Origin of the sequence: Burkholderia sp. AU16482 (assembly GCF_002223285.1) — a bacterium.
Classification (GTDB): Bacteria; Pseudomonadota; Gammaproteobacteria; order Burkholderiales; family Burkholderiaceae; genus Burkholderia; species Burkholderia semiarida.
Genome location: NZ_NKEY01000002.1, coordinates 168,342 through 187,509, shown reverse-complemented (window position 1 = coordinate 187,509; position 19,168 = coordinate 168,342). Strand labels below are relative to the sequence as shown.

19 protein-coding genes are annotated in these 19,168 nt (G+C 67.4%); 11 read left to right on the top strand and 8 right to left on the bottom strand.

Going from position 1 to position 19,168, the window contains the following annotated elements:
* Positions 1 to 226 precede the first annotated feature (226 nt).
* From gabP to CFB35_RS02190, 3 genes are all read right to left on the bottom strand, one after another.
* The gene (gene gabP, locus CFB35_RS02200; protein ID WP_059577062.1) at positions 227 to 1,618 is read right to left on the bottom strand and encodes a GABA permease; all 1,392 of its coding nucleotides are present in this window, start codon (positions 1,616 to 1,618) and stop codon (positions 227 to 229) included.
* 375 nt (positions 1,619 to 1,993) lie between these two features.
* Positions 1,994 to 2,338, bottom strand: coding sequence for an MmcQ/YjbR family DNA-binding protein (locus CFB35_RS02195; protein WP_059577066.1), 345 nt, complete (start codon positions 2,336 to 2,338; stop codon positions 1,994 to 1,996).
* A gap of 81 nt (positions 2,339 to 2,419) precedes the next feature.
* Positions 2,420 to 3,685, bottom strand: coding sequence for an MFS transporter (locus CFB35_RS02190; protein ID WP_059577069.1), 1,266 nt, complete (start codon positions 3,683 to 3,685; stop codon positions 2,420 to 2,422).
* A gap of 192 nt (positions 3,686 to 3,877) precedes the next feature.
* Here CFB35_RS02190 and gcvA point away from each other — a divergent pair, with 192 nt between their 5' ends.
* The 3 genes from gcvA to ettA all read left to right on the top strand — a co-directional run bounded on the left by gcvA (position 3,878) and on the right by ettA (position 7,042).
* Complete coding sequence (gene gcvA, locus CFB35_RS02185) at positions 3,878 to 4,795, top strand: transcriptional regulator GcvA (protein ID WP_089464511.1); 918 nt, start codon at positions 3,878 to 3,880, stop codon at positions 4,793 to 4,795.
* Between the two features lie 99 nt (positions 4,796 to 4,894).
* On the top strand, positions 4,895 to 5,203 hold the full coding sequence (locus CFB35_RS02180; RefSeq protein ID WP_059577075.1) for a DUF3761 domain-containing protein: 309 nt from the start codon (positions 4,895 to 4,897) through the stop codon (positions 5,201 to 5,203).
* Between the two features lie 171 nt (positions 5,204 to 5,374).
* Entirely contained in the window at positions 5,375 to 7,042 is a 1,668-nt protein-coding gene (gene ettA, locus CFB35_RS02175) for an energy-dependent translational throttle protein EttA (RefSeq protein ID WP_006494122.1), read from the top strand.
* Between the two features lie 133 nt (positions 7,043 to 7,175).
* Here the strand turns inward: ettA and CFB35_RS02170 are convergent, their stop codons facing one another.
* The 4 genes from CFB35_RS02170 to CFB35_RS02155 form a co-directional block, all read right to left on the bottom strand.
* Entirely contained in the window at positions 7,176 to 7,799 is a 624-nt protein-coding gene (locus tag CFB35_RS02170; protein WP_059577077.1) for an HAD family hydrolase, read from the bottom strand.
* Complete coding sequence (locus tag CFB35_RS02165) at positions 7,796 to 8,347, bottom strand: cysteine hydrolase family protein (RefSeq protein ID WP_059577080.1); 552 nt, start codon at positions 8,345 to 8,347, stop codon at positions 7,796 to 7,798. The genes CFB35_RS02170 and CFB35_RS02165 overlap by 4 nt, the downstream gene beginning before the upstream one ends.
* Positions 8,348 to 8,424: 77 nt before the next feature.
* The gene (locus CFB35_RS02160) at positions 8,425 to 10,239 is read right to left on the bottom strand and encodes an aminopeptidase P family protein (protein WP_059577083.1); all 1,815 of its coding nucleotides are present in this window, start codon (positions 10,237 to 10,239) and stop codon (positions 8,425 to 8,427) included.
* A gap of 18 nt (positions 10,240 to 10,257) precedes the next feature.
* Positions 10,258 to 10,512, bottom strand: a complete 255-nt coding sequence (locus CFB35_RS02155) for a hypothetical protein (RefSeq protein WP_059577086.1) — start codon at positions 10,510 to 10,512, stop codon at positions 10,258 to 10,260.
* 171 nt (positions 10,513 to 10,683) lie between these two features.
* Between CFB35_RS02155 and CFB35_RS02150 the strand changes: the two genes are divergently transcribed.
* The 7 genes from CFB35_RS02150 to CFB35_RS02120 all read left to right on the top strand — a co-directional run bounded on the left by CFB35_RS02150 (position 10,684) and on the right by CFB35_RS02120 (position 16,792).
* Positions 10,684 to 11,448, top strand: coding sequence for a response regulator transcription factor (locus tag CFB35_RS02150; RefSeq protein WP_059577089.1), 765 nt, complete (start codon positions 10,684 to 10,686; stop codon positions 11,446 to 11,448).
* A 26-nt stretch (positions 11,449 to 11,474) separates the two neighbouring features.
* The gene (hemA, locus tag CFB35_RS02145) at positions 11,475 to 12,773 is read left to right on the top strand and encodes a glutamyl-tRNA reductase (protein WP_059577092.1); all 1,299 of its coding nucleotides are present in this window, start codon (positions 11,475 to 11,477) and stop codon (positions 12,771 to 12,773) included.
* 92 nt (positions 12,774 to 12,865) lie between these two features.
* The gene (gene prfA, locus CFB35_RS02140; RefSeq protein ID WP_059577095.1) at positions 12,866 to 13,948 is read left to right on the top strand and encodes a peptide chain release factor 1; all 1,083 of its coding nucleotides are present in this window, start codon (positions 12,866 to 12,868) and stop codon (positions 13,946 to 13,948) included.
* A gap of 7 nt (positions 13,949 to 13,955) precedes the next feature.
* Positions 13,956 to 14,798 carry a peptide chain release factor N(5)-glutamine methyltransferase gene (gene prmC, locus CFB35_RS02135; RefSeq protein WP_059577097.1) on the top strand — a complete coding sequence of 281 codons (843 nt, stop codon included), beginning with the start codon at positions 13,956 to 13,958 and terminating at the stop codon, positions 14,796 to 14,798.
* Positions 14,799 to 14,865: 67 nt separating this feature from the next.
* Positions 14,866 to 15,177 carry a Grx4 family monothiol glutaredoxin gene (gene grxD / locus CFB35_RS02130; protein ID WP_006477066.1) on the top strand — a complete coding sequence of 104 codons (312 nt, stop codon included), beginning with the start codon at positions 14,866 to 14,868 and terminating at the stop codon, positions 15,175 to 15,177.
* A gap of 24 nt (positions 15,178 to 15,201) precedes the next feature.
* The gene (locus tag CFB35_RS02125) at positions 15,202 to 15,798 is read left to right on the top strand and encodes a UbiX family flavin prenyltransferase (RefSeq protein WP_059577100.1); all 597 of its coding nucleotides are present in this window, start codon (positions 15,202 to 15,204) and stop codon (positions 15,796 to 15,798) included.
* A 202-nt stretch (positions 15,799 to 16,000) separates the two neighbouring features.
* Positions 16,001 to 16,792, top strand: a complete 792-nt coding sequence (locus tag CFB35_RS02120) for a class III extradiol ring-cleavage dioxygenase (protein ID WP_059577102.1) — start codon at positions 16,001 to 16,003, stop codon at positions 16,790 to 16,792.
* A gap of 110 nt (positions 16,793 to 16,902) precedes the next feature.
* On the opposite strand, the gene CFB35_RS02115 is transcribed toward CFB35_RS02120, so the two are convergent.
* On the bottom strand, positions 16,903 to 18,501 hold the full coding sequence (locus CFB35_RS02115; RefSeq protein ID WP_059577105.1) for an APC family permease: 1,599 nt from the start codon (positions 18,499 to 18,501) through the stop codon (positions 16,903 to 16,905).
* Between the two features lie 419 nt (positions 18,502 to 18,920).
* Between CFB35_RS02115 and CFB35_RS02110 the strand changes: the two genes are divergently transcribed.
* Positions 18,921 to 19,124 carry a cold-shock protein gene (locus tag CFB35_RS02110; RefSeq protein ID WP_006477070.1) on the top strand — a complete coding sequence of 68 codons (204 nt, stop codon included), beginning with the start codon at positions 18,921 to 18,923 and terminating at the stop codon, positions 19,122 to 19,124.
* The last annotated feature ends 44 nt before the right edge of the window (positions 19,125 to 19,168 follow it).

The following is a 19,168-nucleotide window of genomic DNA, read 5'->3' as shown; positions in this document are numbered from 1 at the left end:
CCGCGCTTCGATACCGGCCGACGCAGAGCATAGCCCGTCGGCCGCTTCAATTACCGCGACGGGCGCGACGAATCGGATTTGATCCGGCGCGCTTCAGTAGCGTTGCCCGATCGTTGATCCCGCAACGACATCCTGCCAATCGCGGAATAAAAACGGCCCGACCGGCAAACACCGATCGGGCCAAGTTTCACGGCGCGGGCTTTCCGCCCGCCATCACGTCACGCCATCACGTCGCCGACACGCGCCGCCCTTCACCCGCCCGCGCATCGCGCCCCCGCTTGTTCAACCACGACGCAAGCAGCACGAGCAACGCCAGCACGGCCGTCGCGCCCACTTCCATCCGATGATCCTCGCTGACGAACATCACGGTCAGCGTGCCGCAGATGAACAGGATCACGGCCCACGTGAGCCACGGGAACAGCCACATCCGCAGCGTCAGGTCGGCGCCGCCCGATTCGAGCGTCTTGCGCATCCGCAGTTGCGAGACCGCGATCACGAGATACACGAGTAGCGCGATCGCGCCCGACGTCGCGAGCAGGAACCCGAACACCTGCTCCGGCATCAGGTAGTTCGCGATCACGGTCAGGAAACCGAACGCGGTCGACGCGAGCACGGCCGCACGCGGCGTGCCGGTCGAATCGGTGCGATGCAGGAACGCGGGCGCGTCCTTGCGCCGGGACAGCGAGAACAGCATCCGCGACGCCGTGTACAGCGCCGAATTCAGGCAGCTCGCGACCGATACGAGCACGATCACGTCGATGATCGCCTTCGCGTTCGGGACGCCGATCAGTTCCATCGCGCGCTGATACGAACCGTGCTTCGGCAGCAGCGGGTCGTTCCACGGCACGATGGCCGCGACGACGAGGATCGAGCCAAGATAGAACAGCGTGATACGCCAGATGACGGAATTCGTCGCGCGCACGATCTGGCGTTGCGGGTTGTCCGATTCGGCGGCCGCGATCGTCACGATCTCGGTGCCGAGGAACGAGAACATCGTCGTCAGCATCGCCGCCAGCACCGCGCTCGCGCCGTGCGGCATGAAGCCGTCATGCACGAACAGGTTCGACACGCCCGACACGGCCGGTGCCGGAATGATGCCGACGATCGCCGCGCCGCCGATGCACAGGAACACGATGATCGCGACGACCTTGATCAGCGCGAACCAGAATTCGAATTCGCCGTAGTTCTTGACGGAAAAGAGATTGGTGACGGTGAGCAGCAGCGTGATGCCGAGCGCGAAAATCCACGTCGCGATGTCCGGGAACCACGCATTGAGGATGGTCGCGGCGGCGGTCGCCTCGATCGGGATCACCAGCACCCAGAACCACCAGTACAGCCAGCCGATCGTGAAGCCGGCCCAGTGGCCGATCGCGCGATCGGCATAGGTCGAGAACGACCCGCTGTCCGGATGCGCGACGGCCATCTCGCCGAGCATGCGCATCACCAGCACGACCAGCACGCCCGCGATCGCATACGCGAGTATCGATGCCGGCCCGGCTTCCGCGATCGCGTGCCCGGAGCCGACGAACAAGCCCGCGCCGATCACGCCGGCAATCGACATCATCGTTACGTGACGCTGCTTCAGGCCCGTGCCGAGGCCCGTGTTGCTTCCACTCATCTGTCTCTCTCCAAAAAACGGTTCCGGTACGACCGGTGTCGCGTGAAGGCGGCGCGGGGAGTTGTCGTTCTTGGGTCCGGCCGCGGCCGCGCGTGCGTCGCACGTGGGCATGGGCCGGATGGGGCCGCTCCGGTGGGGTCGTCCGCGCAGTCTGCGAAGCTGCGGGTGCGATGCGGCGCGCCAAGCGCCGGCGCATCGCGTACGCCCGTTCCGTCGGCTGTCGTCAGCCGCCTTCGAAGCGAAGGAGTGTAAGCACCAAACGGTTCTTCACTAAGAACCAATTGAGGAATTTCGATGGAACCACTCATTGCATCGATACGCACCGATGCAAGGTTTGATTGGTTCCGGCGCCGGCTCGAGCGCGGGGCGCGCCATTCAGTTCGCGTCGCGGGCAGCTTCGTCCCGCCACTTCGCCGGCACGATCGCGAGCCATTCGCGCAGAAGCAGTTTTTTCACGGCGTCGGGGCGCGCGGCCGACAGGCGCACCAGCACGATCGGCCAGCCGACATAGTGATCGGTCACGTAGTACACGTCGGGCGCCGACTCGATCAGCCATGCACGCTCGTCGGGGCCGACGCCCTTCACGACGAGCGTGTCGCCGTCCTCGCGCAGCCGCGCGAGCAGCTTGCCCTTCACCTTGAGCGCGGGCGTGCCGTACGACGTGCCTTCCTCGACGCCGCGCCATGCCAGTGCGATCTGCCGGACTTCGTCGAATGTCACGATGCCTCCCCGACCGTACGCCGATGGTTGACGGTCCGGCTACCCTACCGGAAACCGCGCGACACGCCCAGCCGCGCGGCGCTATGCGCCGGTCGCACGCGCGGCGGCCGGCGCACGCCCAGTGGTTGCGACGATCGCGAACGCAATCGCATTCGCGGCGGCGCTCGCGAGGATCGGCACGAGATAGCCGCCGCCCGCGTCGTAGATGAAGCCGGCGGCGGCCGGCCCGATCAGCGTGCCGAACGCGACGCTCGTGTACAGAATGCCGATGATCGCGCTCACGTTGCGCCCGCCGAAATAGTCCATCACGACGGCCGGCAGCACGGCGACCCAGCCGCCGTAGAACACGCCGAACACGAGTGCGAACGCGGCCAGCGTCGCGACGGTGCCGGCGCCCGCCCATGCGACGAGCGCGACGGCCATGCCGGCGAACATCGCGAGCAGCGATGCGCGGCGGCCGAAGCGATCGGCGAGGCCGCCGAGGAAGAAGCGGCCGGCCGTGCTGCCCACGCCGATCGCGCCGAGCAGCAGCACGGCCGTCGACGGCGCGACGCCATGATCGAGCGCGTACGGCACGAGGTGAACGAACGGGACGAACACGCCGAACGAGCAGACGAGGCAGGCCGCGTACAGGCTCGCGAACGGCCGCGACGTGACGGCTTCGCGGACCGTCGCGCCGGCATGCACGTTCGCACCGGTCGACGCAGCAGCGGCATCCCGACTGCCGCCGCCGGGTGCGTCGCCGTCCGGCAGCAATCCCCGCCTGCGCGGATCGTTCTCGATCAGCAGCGACATGCCGGCTCCCAGGACGATCACGAGCGCGGCCAGCGTGAAGTACGCGCCGCGCCAGCCGACCTGCGCGATCAGCGCGGACGCGAGCGGCGGCATCACCAGCGTGCCGACGCCGATCCCGGCGACCGCGAGCCCCGACGCGAACCCGCGCCGGCGCACGAACCAGCGCTGCACCGCACCGACGGCCGGCACGTACGCGCTGCCCACGCCGAACCCGACACCGAGCCCGTACGCGACATAGACTTGCAGCAGCGTATGCGCCGCGCCGGCGGCCGCGAGCCCCGCGCCGGTCAGCAGCATCCCGGCGACGGCGAGCCGTCGCGAGCCGAAACGATCGGCCAGCGGCCCGCTGACGATGCCGAAGCCGAAGTACAGGAAGCCGGCGAGCGAGAACACGAGCGAGATCTGGCCGCGCGACGCGGCGAAATCCCGCTGCAACGACTCGACGAACGCACTGAACGTATACGCGCTGCCGAATCCGACGAACGTGACGGCGAACGCGGCCGCCACCACGTACCAGCCGTAGAAAAGGCGCGACGCGCCCGGGCGGTTCATGACGATGCTCCTCTGAGATTCGACCGGCCGCCGCGCGGCAGCCGGGTTGCCCCATGGATATAGTTGAACTATGTTGACCGCATCGACTGTCGACAGGCAGCCGCAAAACAGCGATCCGATGCATCAACGGTACTCGCGCGCACGCGCCGCCTCAAACGATATTTCGTCGACCTTTCGCTTTAGAAAAACTGAATGAATCGTTCCCGCCTGCCGCCGCTCAACGCACTGCGCGCCTTCGAAGCCGCGGCCCGCCACCTGTCGGTGAAGTCGGCGGCCGAGGAGCTGTCGGTCACGCCGGGCGCGGTGAGCCAGATGATCCGCGTGCTCGAGACGCATCTCGGCGTGCAACTGTTCGAGCGCGTGAACCGCGGCATCCTGCTGACGGCCGCCGGCCGCGACTACCTGCCGCCCGTGCGCAACGCGTTCCGGCAGATCGCCGATGCGTCGCAGCGCGTGTCGGGCGCCGCCGACAGCGGCGTGCTGACGGTGAGCGTCACGCCGTTCTTCGCGTCCGCGTGGCTCGTCCCGCGCCTCGCGCAGTTCCGGCAGGCTTGCCCGGACGTCGACCTTCAGGTCGTCACGAGCCACGCGCTCGCGGATTTCGCGCGCGACGGCGTCGACGTCGCGATCCGCCACGGCCTCGGGCGTTACATCGGGCTGTGCAGCGAACGCCTGCTGACGGTGGAAATCGTCGCGCTCGCGTCGCCCGAACTCGTCGCGCGGCTCGGCATGCCGGCGACACCGGCCGCGCTCGTCGGCTGGCCGCAGTTGCACGACGCCGAACGCAAGGGTTGGCACATCTGGTTCGGCGCGCAGCGGATCGACGATTTCGGCCCGCCGCGCGGCCCCGCGTTCGACGATTCGGGCCTGCTGCTGCAGGCGCTCGTCGCGGGCCAGGGCGCCGGGCTGCTGCCGGCCGCGATGGTGCGCGGCGAGCTGGCGAGCGGCCGGCTCGTGCAGCTTGCCGATACCGCATGGCTCGACGATTTCGCGTACTACCTCGTCTATCCGCCGCATCATGCGGAACGGCCGAAGGTTGCGGCGTTCCGCCGGTGGATTCTCGATGCCGCGCAGACCGACGGCGCGGCGTCGATGTCCGGCGCGGCGTAGCGTCGCGCGGCGCCACGGCGCCGATCCGCTAACATGCGGCGCGGGCGGTCGGCTCGACATCGCCCGGTATCGATAACAACGAACGGAACGAGAGAGACCATGCGTGCCCTGCTCCGCCGCGCGACACACGTCGCGACCCTGTCCGCCGCGCTCTTCGCCGCGGGCGCCGCGTTACCCACGCCGGCACATGCCTATCGCGCGTCGCCCGGCCACGGCAACGAAGCCGATCTCGACCGTCACGACACGTATCGCAACCGCGACGGCGAAACCGTGCATGCGCCCGCGCATTCGAAATCGGGCCGCGTGCCGGACGGCGCGAGCGCACGCTGCCGCGACGGCACGTACAGCTTCAGCCGCCACCGGCGCGGCACGTGCTCGGGGCACGGCGGCGTCGCCGCGTGGCTGTGAGCGCGGGTCGGCCGAATGGCCTGCGCCGTGCCAGCGGCAGCCCGCAGCGAAGTACAATACGCGCTCGCACCGCCGCGCCCCGCGCGGCACGCTCCGTACCGAATCACCCGACGCCGCCACGCCCGCGCGCGCTGCGCGGCCGTCTCAACCACTTCTGACTTTCACACCGAAATGGCCCAATACGTTTTCACGATGAACCGGGTCGGCAAGATCGTGCCGCCCAAGCGCCAGATCCTGAAGGACATCTCGCTGTCGTTCTTTCCCGGCGCGAAGATCGGCGTGCTCGGCCTGAACGGCTCGGGCAAGTCGACGCTGATCCGCATCATGGCGGGCGTCGACAAGGACATCGAGGGCGAAGCCACGCCGATGCCGAACCTGAACATCGGCTACCTGCCGCAGGAACCGCAGCTCGATCCGACGAAGACCGTGCGCGAAGCCGTCGAGGAAGGCCTCGGCGACCTGTTCCAGGCCAACAAGAAGCTGGAAGAAATCTACGCGGCCTACGCCGAACCGGACGCCGACTTCGACGCGCTCGCGGCCGAGCAGGCGAAGTACGAGGCGATCCTCGCGTCGAGCGACGGCGGCAGCCCCGAGCAGCAGCTCGAAGTGGCGGCCGACGCGCTGCGCCTGCCGCCGTGGGACGCGAAGATCGAGCACCTGTCCGGCGGTGAAAAGCGCCGCGTCGCGCTGTGCAAGCTGCTGCTCGAAAAGCCCGACATGCTGCTGCTCGACGAACCGACCAACCACCTCGACGCCGAATCGGTCGACTGGCTCGAGCAGTTCCTGGTGCGCTTCCCGGGCACCGTCGTCGCGGTCACGCACGATCGCTACTTCCTCGACAACGCGGCCGAATGGATTCTCGAACTCGACCGCGGCCACGGCATTCCGTGGAAGGGCAACTACAGCAGCTGGCTCGACCAGAAGGAAGAGCGCCTGAAGCAGGAAGAAGCGTCGGAATCGGCACGCCAGAAGGCGATCAAGAAGGAACTGGAGTGGGTGCGCCAGAACCCGAAGGGCCGTCAGGCGAAGTCGAAGGCGCGTATCGCCCGCTTCGAGGAACTGAGCAGCCAGGAATACCAGAAGCGCAACGAAACGCAGGAAATCTTCATTCCGGCCGGCGAACGCCTCGGCAATGAAGTGATCGAGTTCAAGAACGTCAGCAAGTCGTTCGGCGACCGCCTGCTGATCGACAACCTGAGCTTCAAGATTCCGGCCGGCGCGATCGTCGGCATCATCGGGCCGAACGGCGCCGGCAAGTCGACGCTGTTCAAGATGCTGACCGGCAAGGAACAGCCGGATTCGGGCGAAGTCGTGATGGGCCCGACGGTGAAGCTCGCGTACGTCGACCAGAGCCGCGACGCGCTCGACGGGTCGAAGACGGTGTTCGAGGAAATCTCGGGCGGCGCCGACGTGCTGACGGTCGGCAAGTACGAAACGCCGTCGCGTGCGTACATCGGCCGCTTCAACTTCAAGGGCGGCGACCAGCAGAAGATCGTCGGCAACCTGTCCGGCGGCGAGCGCGGCCGCCTGCATCTCGCGAAGACGCTGATCTCGGGCGGCAACGTGCTGCTGCTGGACGAACCGTCGAACGACCTCGACGTCGAAACGCTGCGCGCGCTGGAAGACGCGCTGCTCGAATTCGCGGGTTCGGTGATGGTGATCTCGCACGATCGCTGGTTCCTCGACCGGATCGCGACGCACATCCTCGCGTTCGAAGGCGATTCGCAGGTCACGTTCTTCGACGGCAACTACCAGGAGTACGAAGCCGACAAGCGTGCGCGCCTCGGCGAGGAAGCCGCGAAGCCGAAGCGTCTGCGCTACAAGCCGATCAGCCGCTGAGCGGCGCGGCCCAGGCAACCGGCGCCGCGCTCACGCGGGGCCGGCGCCGAAGCGGGCCGCAACCGGCACGGCACAACGAAGAAGCGGGCTCATGGCCCGCTTTCTTTATCCCGCCCGGCGCTCGCCCCGACGCTTACGCGAGCGCGCCCAGTTCGCGCAGCCGCGCCTCGGTCGCCGCCGCGCTCGTGTGATGAATGCCATGCCAGCCGAGCGCCGTCGCGGCCGCCGCGTTGTGCGCGTTGTCGTCGATGAACACGAGCTCGTGCGGTGCGATGCCGGGCAGGTGCGGTTCGATCCGTGCCTGCATCTCGCGGTAGATCGCCGGATCGGGTTTCACGAGCTTCACGCGGCCCGACACGACGATGTCCTTGAACCGGCGCAGCACCGGGAAGTTGTCCCAGGCATACGGAAACGTCTGCGCGGACCAGTTGGTCAGCCCGAACAGCGGCATCCGCTGCGCGTCCAGCCGGTCGACGAGCGCCGCGCCCTCCTCCAGCACGCCGCCGATCATCTCGTGCCAGCGCGCGTAGAACGCGCGGATCAGCGCCTCGTGCTCCGGAAACTTCGCGACGAGTTCGGCCGTGCCTTCCTCGATCGTCTGCCCGCCGTCCTGGCGGACCACCCAGTCCATCGCGCACACGTGCGTGAGGAACCAGCGGCGCTCGGCATCGTCGGGAATCAGCTCACGGTAAAGGTACTCGGGGCTCCAGTCGATCAGCACGCCACCGAAATCGAACACCACTGCCTTGATCGTCATGCGAACTCCGTGGCGAGCACGTCCGCGAGCGGCCGCGGCGTCACCGCGCTGCCGGACAGCGAATTGTTGTTCCAGATGAAGTGGTGGTGCGCGACGATCTGCGCCGCCGACAGATGGGCGCGCTCGTTCGTCGTGTGCAGGTCGGACACGACGGTCGTCCGGTAGCCGAGCAGCGCGGCACGGCGCGCGGCGGAATCGACGCAGAACTCGGTCGCATAGCCGCAGATCAGCACCGAACGGATGCCGTGGCGATCGAGCTGCGCCGCGAGCGGCGTATCGTGAAACGCATCGCTTGCCTGCTTGCGCACGCGCCAGTCGGCTCGACCGACGACCAGCCCCGCATGCAGTTCCCAGCCCGGCGTGCCGGGCACGATGTCGTCGTCCGCGTCGCCGTCGTGCTGCACGAAGCACACCGGCGCGTTCGCCGCGCGCGCCGCCGCCGTCAACCGGTTGATGCCCGACACCACGTCGTCGAGCCGGTACGCGGGCTGCGCCCGCTCCACCAGCCCGCGCTGCATGTCGATTACGATCACCGCGGTGTCCGTCATTGCCTTCCCTCGCTGTTATCGTCCGGCCGTCGTTCGATCGTTGCCGAATCGCGATCCGGCCGTTGCCGCACGTTGCGTCAGATCGGCTGCGTGCGCGCGTCGAGCCACGCCTTCGCGTCGCCGCTCAGGTGCCGGCCGACGCGCTCGCGCACCGTCGCGTGATACGTGTTCAGCCACGCGCGCTCTTCGTCGTGCAGCATCTCGATCAGCACGCAGCGCGTGTCGATCGGGCACAGCGTCAACGTCTCGAACGCGAGGAAATCGCCGAATTCCGTCTGCCCGGCCGCCCGGTTCACGACCAGGTTCTCGATCCGGATGCCCCACTGGCCCGGACGGTACACGCCCGGCTCGATCGACGTGATCATCCCCTCTTCCATCGCCGTGTACGGCTCGGCGGGCGCATAGTGCGAAATGACCTGCGGGCCCTCGTGCACGTTCAGGAAGTAACCGACGCCATGCCCGGTGCCGTGGCCGTAGTCGAGGCCGGCCGCCCACATCGGCGCGCGCGCGATCGCGTCGAGCATCGGCGAGCGGATGCCGCGCGGGAAGCGGGCGCGCGACAGCGCCATCATCGATTTCAGCACGATCGTGAAATCGCGCCGCTGCAGGTCGCTGACGGTGCCGACCGGCACGACGCGCGTGATGTCGGTCGTGCCCGTCACGTACTGGCCGCCCGAATCGATCAGCAGCAGGCCGTCGCCGGCGATCGTCGCGTGCGACTCGCGCGTCGCATGGTAGTGCGGCATCGCGCCGTTCGCGTTGAAGCCGGCGATCGTCGCGAAGCTCGCCGACACATAGCCGGGGCGCCGGGCGCGCGCGGCCGTGAGCTTCTCCTCGATCGTCAGCTCGGTGATCGTCTCGCGATTGACCGCCTGTTCGAACCACGCGAAGAATTCGGCAAGCGCGGCGCCGTCGTGCTCCATCGTCACGCGTACGTGCTCGATCTCGGCGGACGTCTTGCGCGACTTCGCGAACGTCGACGGATTCACGGCCTCGACGAGCTTCACGCCGGCCGGCACGGCCTGGAGCGTGCCGAACGTCACGCGGCGCGGATCGATCAGCAGCGTCGCGCCGTCGGGCAGCGCCGCGAGCGCCGCGCGCGCGGCGTCGTAGGCGCGGACGTCGACGCCATCCTGCGCGAGCGACGCGGCCAGCGCCGGCGACACCTTGCCGTCGGCGACGAACAGCGTCGCGCGATCGGCGCCGATCATTGCGTGCGCAACGAACACCGGATTGAAGTTGACGTCGGCGCCGCGCAGGTTGAACAGCCACGCGAGATCGTCGAGCGTCGACACGAAGTGCCATTGCGCGCCCTGCGCGTGCATCGCGCGGCGCACTTCGGCAAGCTTGCTCGCGCGCGTCGTGTCCGCCTGCGGCGCCACGTGCTCGAAAACCGCATCGCCGGGCAGCCCGGGCCGCTCGGGCCAGATCGCGTCGAGCAGGTCGACGTCGGTACGCAGCGCGATGCCGCGCGCGCTCAGCGCGGCCGTCAGCGCGCGCGCGGCCGCGACGCCGAGCACGGCGCCGTCGACGCCGACCGTCGCGCCCGCCGCCACGTTCTGCGCGAGCCAGTCGACGTGCGGCGCGCTCTGCTGCCCGCCCGTCATCTTCATCAGCTGCACGCCGGTGCCCGCCAGCTCGGCGTCGGCCTGCACCCAGTAGCGGCTGTCGACCCACAACCCCGCGAAATCCGCGGTCACGACCAGCGTGCCGACCGAACCCGTGAAGCCGGACAGCCAGCGGCGCGCCTGCCAGCGTTCGGGCAGGTATTCGGACAGATGGGGATCGGCGGACGGCACGAGATAGGCGGCCAGATTCTCGCGGGCCATGGCGCCGCGCAGCAGCGCGAGGCGGGCCGGCACCGGCGAGACTTCGGGGAGACGGGCATTCATGATTTCACCTGAGAGCATTCAGCGACGGGCCGACAACGCGACCGTCACGGCTACGGCGACGAACGCGACGCCGGTGCAGACCGGCCATTCGAGCGTCTCGCCATCGTAAAACAGTCCCGAGAGATTGCCGACCATGCGGGCGGCGGCCGCGCCCACGATGCCGACGAGCACCGCGATCCACCACGCCGGCCGGGCCGTGCGCCGCATCGGGTGCAGCCAGCGGCCGAACAGCCCGACGGCCGCTCCCAGGACAAGGATTCCAAACCAGTTCATTCGACGCCTTCTATAAATTCAGATTCGTCCCATAGGCGTGAACGTTGCCAGCGGCTAGCATCGATTCATTCATCGAACCCGAGACCAACCGGGCGCCGCGAACGTTCGAGTGTAGGGGCCGACTCGACGTTATGGCAAGCGCGCGCCTGCTGCCGTATTGAAGAAATTCTCATGCGAATCGCTCTGATCGATCCCGAGTCGCGCCATGCCGCACTCCTGAACCGCCTGCTCTTCGCGGGCGGTCACGTGTGTCACGCATTTGCGTCCAGCGCCACATTCTTCGCGTGGCTCGCCGCCGACAACACCTGCGACATGCTGGTCACGGGCCACTGGGCCGGCGACCAGCCGGCGCAGGAAGTCATTCCGCGCGCGCAAGCGGTCCTGCCCGGGTTGCCGGCCATCGCCGTGATGCCGTCGGCGCGCGAGAGCGAAATCGTCTCGTGCCTGCACGCGGGCGCCGACGATTGTCTCGTGCGCCCCGTGAGCGGGCCCGAGTTGCTCGCGCGCGTCAACGCGCTGAGCCGGCGCGCCGGCGTACGCCGCGCACCCGCCCGCTCGCGCGAAATGTATGGCGAATACGCATTCGACGCCACGCATTGCCTCGTGCGTTTCGGCGACGCAATCGTTTCACTGACGCCGAAGGAGTTCCGTTTCGCGCAGTTGCTGCTCACGAACGTGTCGCGGCCCGTGTCGCGCGCCCATATCCTCGAAACGGTGTGGGGGCGCCGCCGCGACATGAAGTCGCGCACGCTCGACACGCACGCGTCCCGGCTGCGCAGCAAATTGCAACTGCTTCCGGAGCGCGGCTACCGGCTGTTGCCGCTCTACGGCTTCGGCTATCAGCTCGACCGCGTGCCGATCGAACCCCCAAATTCACGGCCCCGCCACGCCGATGGCCGGTACGCAGCGAGTGAGGAAATCACCGAAACGCTATAATATGGGGCTAAACGATAGCCCTCGATATGCAACTCCTCACGATCGGAATCAACCACCACACTGCGCCTGTCGCCCTGCGCGAACGCGTGGCGTTTCCGCTCGAGCAAATCAAGCCGGCTCTCGCCACGTTCAAGAACGTGTTTCTCGGCCCGCAGGCGCCCAATACGCCCGAAGCGGCGATCCTCTCCACCTGCAACCGCACCGAACTGTATTGCGCGACCGACGATCGCGCGGCCCGCGAAGGCGCGGTCCGCTGGCTGTCGGAGTATCACCGGATCCCGGTCGACGAGCTCGCGCCGCACGTCTATGCGCTGCCGCAGTCGGAAGCGGTCCGGCACGCGTTCCGCGTCGCGTCCGGCCTGGACTCGATGGTGCTGGGCGAAACCCAGATTCTGGGCCAGATGAAGGACGCCGTTCGCACCGCGACGGAAGCCGGCGCGCTCGGCACCTATCTGAACCAGCTGTTCCAGCGCACGTTCGCGGTGGCCAAGGAAGTGCGCGGCACGACCGAAATCGGCACGCAGTCGGTGTCGATGGCCGCCGCCGCGGTTCGCCTCGCGCAACGGATCTTCGAAAAGGTGTCGGATCAGCGCGTGCTGTTCATCGGCGCCGGCGAGATGATCGAGCTGTGCGCGACGCACTTCGCCGCGCAGGGTCCGCGCGAGCTCGTCGTCGCGAACCGCACGGCCGAACGCGGCCAGCGGCTCGCCGAACGCTTCAACGGCCGCGCGATGCCGCTGGCGGATCTGCCTACCCGCATGCACGAATTCGACATCATCGTGTCGTGCACCGCATCGACGCTGCCGATCATCGGCCTCGGCGCGGTCGAGCGCGCGGTGAAGGCGCGCCGCCACCGGCCGATCTTCATGGTCGACCTCGCGGTGCCGCGCGACATCGAGCCCGAAGTCGGCAAGCTGAAGGACGTGTTCCTTTACACCGTCGACGATCTCGGCGCGATCGTGCGCGAAGGCAACGCGTCGCGCCAGGCCGCGGTCGCTCAAGCCGAGGCGATCATCGAGACGCGCGTGCAGAATTTCATGCAATGGCTCGACACGCGCAGCGTCGTGCCGGTGATCCGTCACATGCATACGCAGGCCGACGCGCTGCGCCGGGCCGAAGTCGAGAAGGCACAGAAGCTGCTCGCGCGCGGGGACGATCCGGCCGCCGTGCTCGAAGCACTGTCGCAGGCGCTGACCAACAAGCTGATCCACGGTCCGACGAGCGCGCTCAACCGCGTCAACGGCGCCGATCGCGATTCGCTGATCGACCTGATGCGCGGCTTCTACCAGCACGCGCCGCGCTCGAACGACCAGTCCGGCCACTAGCGCCGCCCGGTCGCCCTGCCGCCGTCGGCCGTTGTCCCGCCGCCGGCCTATCCTTTCCGAATACCCCTTGCCCGGGAGCGCCGCTCCACACCATGAAGACGAGCATGCAACGCAAGCTCGACCAGCTTTCCACCAGGCTGGCCGAACTCAACGACCTGCTGAGCCGCGAGAACGTCACGGCCGACCTCGACCAGTACCGCAAGCTGACGCGCGAACATGCGGAACTCGGCCCGGTCGTCGAGCAATACGCGTTATGGCGCCAGTCGCGCAGCGACGAAACGGCCGCGCAGGAACTGCTCGCCGATCCGTCGATGCGCGATTTCGCGGAAGACGAAATCCGCAGCGCGCGCGAGGGCATGGCGCGCCTCGAGACCGAGCTGCAGAAGATGCTGCTGCCGAAGGATCCGAACGACGACCGCAACATCTTCCTCGAAATCCGCGCGGGCACGGGCGGCGACGAATCGGCGCTGTTCGCGGGCGACCTGCTGCGCATGTACCTGCGCTTCGCGGAACGCCAGCGCTGGCAGGTCGAGATGATGTCGGAAAGCCCGTCGGATCTCGGCGGCTACAAGGAAGTGATCGTACGCATTGCCGGCCAGGGCGCGTATTCGCGTCTGAAGTTCGAATCGGGCGGCCATCGCGTGCAGCGCGTGCCGGCCACCGAGACGCAGGGGCGCATCCATACATCCGCGTGCACGGTCGCCGTGATGCCGGAAGCCGACGAGATCGGCGAGGTCGAGATCAATCCGGCCGACCTGCGCATCGACACGTTCCGCGCGTCCGGCGCGGGCGGCCAGCACATCAACAAGACCGATTCGGCGGTGCGCGTCACGCACATCCCGACCGGGATCGTCGTCGAGTGCCAGGACGACCGGTCGCAGCACAAGAACAAGGATCGCGCGCTGAAGGTCCTCGCCGCGCGCATCAAGGACAAGCAGTATCACGAGCAGCACGCGAAGGAAGCCGCGACGCGCAAGAGCCTGATCGGCTCCGGCGACCGCTCGGAGCGAATCCGCACGTACAACTTCCCGCAGGGCCGGATGACCGACCACCGGATCAACCTGACGCTGTACCGGCTCGAGGCGATCATGGACGGCGATCTCGACGAACTGATCGGCGCGCTCGTCACCGAGCATCAGGCCGAGCTGCTCGCGTCGCTCGGCGACGCCGACTGAGGCCGCGATGTCCGACGCCACCGCCGACGCCCTGCTGCGCGCCTCGCCGCTCGACCCGGTCGATGCACGCGTGCTGCTCGCGCACGCGCTCGGCTGGACCCGCACGCAACTGATCACGCGCGGCGACGCGCCGCTCGACGCGGCCGCGGTCGAACGCTACCGCGCGCTCGAAGCGCGCCGCGTCGCCGGCGAGCCCGTCGCGCAACTGGTCGGGATGCGCGAGTTCTTCGGCCGCGCGTTCGACGTGACGCCCGACGTGCTGATCCCGCGCCCCGAGACCGAGCTGCTCGTCGAAGCGGCGCTCGATGCGATCGACGGGCTGCCGCATGCGGCCGTGCTCGATCTCGGTACCGGCAGCGGCGCGATCGCCGTGTCGATCGCGGCCGAGCGCCCCGACGCGCGCGTGTGGGCGCTCGACCGTTCGCCGGCCGCGCTCGCGGTCGCGCAACGCAACGCCGACAAGCTGCTCGGCGCGCACCGCCCCGGCGGCCCGCTGCACTGGCTGCAGAGCGACTGGTACGCGGCGCTCGATCCGGCGCTCGCGTTCGATACGATCGTCAGCAACCCGCCGTACATCGCGCAGCACGATCCGCACCTCGCGCAGGGCGACCTGCGTTTCGAGCCGCGCGGCGCGCTCACCGACGATGCCGACGGCCTCAGCGCGATCCGCACGATCGTCGCGGGCGCCGGCGCCTGTCTGAAACCGGGCGGCACGCTGTGGATCGAGCACGGCTACGACCAGGCCGAAGCCGTCCGCGCGATCCTGGCGTCGCACGGCTTCGTCGCGGTGGAATCGCGCGCCGATCTCGCCGCCATCGAACGCACGACCGGCGGCCGCCGGCCGGGCTGATGGCCGGCCCGCCCGGTTGAAATCCGCTATCATTTCGATCTAACGCCCCGCAAACGCAAGGTCAGTCATGGACACCCAACAACGTATCAAGCAAATCGTCGACGAAAACCAGGTCGTGCTCTTCATGAAGGGCAACGCGCAATTCCCGATGTGCGGCTTCTCGGGCCGCGCCGTGCAGGTGCTGAAGGCCTGCGGCGTCGACCAGTTCAAGACGGTCAACGTGCTCGAGGACGACGAAATCCGCCAGGGCATCAAGGCATTCTCGAACTGGCCGACCATCCCGCAGCTCTACGTGAAGGGCGAATTCATCGGCGGCTCGGACATCATGATGGAGATGTACCAGTCGGGCGAACTGCAGCAACTGTTCGCCGCCGCCTGACGCGCGGCACCCGCCCCCTTTTCGATGGCATCTCCCAGCGCGCCGCCACGCCGGCTGATCATCGCGATCACCGGCGCCACCGGCGCGATCTACGGTGTGCGGCTGCTCGACCTGCTGCGCGCCGCCGGCGGCGTCGAAACGCACCTGCTGATTTCGAACGCCGGCTGGCTCAACATCCAGCATGAACTGAAGCTGCCGAAGGCCGACGTCGAAGGCCGTGCGGACGTCGTGCATTCGGTGCGCGACGTCGGCGCGACGATCGCGTCGGGCTCGTTCGCGACCGACGGCATGGTAATCGCGCCCTGTTCGATGAAGACGCTCGCGAGCGTCGCGCACGGGCTGTCCGACAACCTGATCACGCGCGCGGCGGACGTCACGCTGAAGGAGCGCCGCCGTCTCGTGCTGATGGTGCGCGAAACGCCGTTCAACCTCGCCCATCTGCGCAACATGACCGCCGTCACCGAAATGGGCGGCATCGTGTTTCCCCCGCTGCCCGCGTTCTACGCGATGCCCAAGACGATCGAGGAACTCGTCGACCAGACCGTCACGCGTGTCCTCGACCTGTTCGCGCTCAGCGCTCCGCAAACGACGCCGTGGGCCGGCATCCGGCACGCGCAGTAAGTTACGCCTCTTCAGCGCGCATTTCCGCCGATCCACACCGCAACGCCTTCTATTTCACGCGATCCGATGCGAACTGGCACCCGAAAGCCGGACCTCGACGCAATTATCAACGCTCAGGCGTCAATCAAATTCCGGAACACCAATTTATCAATGCACGGTACGCGCCTATAGTCAGCGGCAAACCCTTTTGCAGGTTACCATCATGAACCGCTTGCCTTCGCTGTACCTGTCTCACGGCGCCCCGACGCTGCCGATCGACCCGACGCTGCCGTCCGGCGCGTTCACGCACCTCGGCGCCGAATTGCCGCGCCCGCGTGCGGTGCTGATGCTGTCCGCGCACTGGGGCACGCAACAGCCGGTCGCGAGCGTCGCCGCGCGTCCCGACACGATTCACGACTTCTACGGATTCCCGCAGGCGCTGTACGACATCCGCTATCCGGCGCCGGGCGCCCCCGACGTCGCCGAGCACGCGGCCGCCCTGCTGAACGCGGCCGGCATCGCGACCGCGACGACCGAGCACGGCCTCGATCACGGCGCGTGGGTGCCGATGCTGTTGATGTTTCCGGAAGCCGACGTGCCGGTCGCGCAGTTGTCGATCCAGCCGCGCGCGAACGCCGCGCATCACTTCGCGCTCGGCCGCGCGCTGCGGCCGCTGCGCGACGAAGGCGTGATGGTGATCGGCTCGGGCCAGATCACGCACAACCTGCGCGCCGCCGACTTCGGCGCGGCGCCCGAGGACGCGGACCCGCGCGTCGCGGAATTCACCGACTGGTTCGAGGCGAAACTTGCGTCGCGCGACGTCGACGCGCTGCTCGACTACCGCCGGCAGGCACCGCACGCGGCGCTGATGCATCCGACCGACGAGCACCTGCTGCCGGTCTTCACGGCACTCGGTGCGGCGGACGACGACTACCGGCTCGGCATCCAGTCGCTCGGCACCTACCAGCGCGTGCTCGCGATGACGAACTACGTGTTCGCGAACGCCGGCGCCTGAACCTGGACGGCGGCGCGACCGCCGGCCAGCAAAAAGCCCGTCCGAGCATCGCTCGGACGGGCTTTTTTCACTGCGTCCTGCCGCCGCCGAATCCGGCGGCAGGCCGGGCGTCAGACACCGACGCCTTCGAGAATCTCGTCGTGCGACTCGCGCTCGTCGAGATACTGGGTCCGGTAACCGGTATTCACGCCCCAGAAGTAGAACACCAGCGAGATCGCCGCGACGATCAGCATGTCCCAACCGTACGGCAGGTAGCCGTAGCCGCCGAATTCCTTGCTGCCGATCAGCGACAGCACGGCCATCGTCGGCAGGTACGCGACCAGCCACCACGCGGCCTTCAGGTCGGCACCCCAGCCGGTCCAGCCCGACTTCGCCTGGAAGTAGAAGTACACCGGCAGCGCGACGATCATCAGCAGAATGATTTCGCCCGTCAGCGGCCACTTCGCCCAGTACAGGATCAGCGACGCGCACACGAACGCGAACGGGGCGATCAGCTTCATCAGCGGAATCGACAGCGGACGCTCGATGTCGGTCGCCGCGCGGCGCAGCGCCATCAGGCTGATCGGGCCCGTCAGGTACGAGATCACCGTCGCGACCGAGATCACCGCCGCGAGCGAACTCCAGCCGCGGAAGAAGAACAGGAAGATGAACGACACGAGCAGGTTGAACCACATCGCCTGACGCGGCACGCCGTAGATCGGGTGCACGTTGCCGAACATCTTCGGCATCGTGTTGTTGCGCTCCATCGCGTAGATCATGCGGGTCGTCGTCGCCATGTAGGTCGTACCGGTGCCGCTCGGGCTGATGAACGCGTCGACGTACAGCAGGATCGCGAGCCAGTTCAGGTTCAGCGCGATCGCGAGTTCCGCGAACGGCGACGAGAAGTCGAAGTGCGCCCAGCCCTTCGCGACGTCGGCCGGGTTCACCGAGCCGATGTAGGCCATCTGCAGCAGCACGTAGATCACGAGCGCGAGCAGGATCGACGTGATCACCGCGAACGGCACGCTGCGCGACGGATTGCGCGCTTCACCTGCCAGGTTCACCGGGCTCTGGAAGCCGTTGAACGCGAACACGATGCCGCTCGTCGCGACCGCGGTCAGCACGGCCGACCAGCCGTACGGCGCGAAGCTCGCGTTGGAGGCGGTACCGAGGTTCTCCGAATGGAAGCTCGTCAGCATCAGGCCGAGGATCGTGAGGCCGGGGATCAGGAACTTGAAGATCGTGATCGCGGTGTTCGCCCGCGCGAACGCCTTGACGCCCCAATAGTTGAGCATGAAGTAGATGACGACCAGCACGGCCGACAGCAGCAGGCCTGGGGTCGTCAACTCGCCGTTCACGAACAGCGCGTGCGCCCATGGATACGGCCACGTGCTCATGTACTGGATCGACGCTTCGGCCTCGATCGGGATCACGGATACGATCGCGATCCAGTTGGCCCATGCACTGATGAAACCCACCAGCGAACCGTGCGAGTAGCGCGCGTAACGCACCATGCCGCCCGACTCGGGGAACATCGCGCCCAGTTCCGCATACGTCAGCGCAATCGCGAGAATGACGACAGCGCCGATGATCCAGGCGCAGATCGCCGCCGGACCGGCGATCTTCGCGGCTTTCCAGGCACCGAACAGCCAGCCCGAGCCGATAATCGAACCCAGCCCCGTCAGCATCAATGCAAACGGGCCGATGTTCCGTTGAATAGAACTCTTCACATCCTCTCCTGTGTCTCAAAAAGCATGGTCGGCCTGCTGTCCGGGATCGGCTCGGACTGCACCGCGCACGCATTCTTGGGGGGACGGTTGCCCGATCGGGGCAACCCGTCCACGCGGCGCGTAGTTTAACGGTTGCACCTTAAACGTGGCGCCAAAATCGATCGGCCCCTACAAAAAATTCGCATCGCTTGCAAGCTTTGTAAACCTGATCTCCGCAATAACCCTGATAGCATGGGAATACGGTTGACCGTCAGACGGATTAGCCGTATAAAGGACTTCGCAGGATTTCAAGTGGCGAGTGAATTGGTTCTTTCGTAGTTCGCCCATCAACGGTACTCCGGTTGGTCCTATTACCCCTTCCTTGATTTTCCGCACCCCATGGGCTTCGGCCCCGTTTTATCTTTTTAGGAACAAGTAACATGGCAACCGGTACCGTCAAGTGGTTCAATGACGCAAAGGGCTTCGGCTTCATCACCCCGGAAGGCGGCGGCGACGATCTGTTCGCGCACTTCTCGGAAATCCGCGTCGAAGGCTTCAAGACGCTGCAAGAAAACCAGAAGGTTGAATTCGAAGTGAAGACGGGCCCGAAGGGTCTGCAAGCTGCGAACATCCGTCCGGTCTAAGCTTGGCGCGATCATTCGTGTAAAAAAGCCCCGCTTCGGCGGGG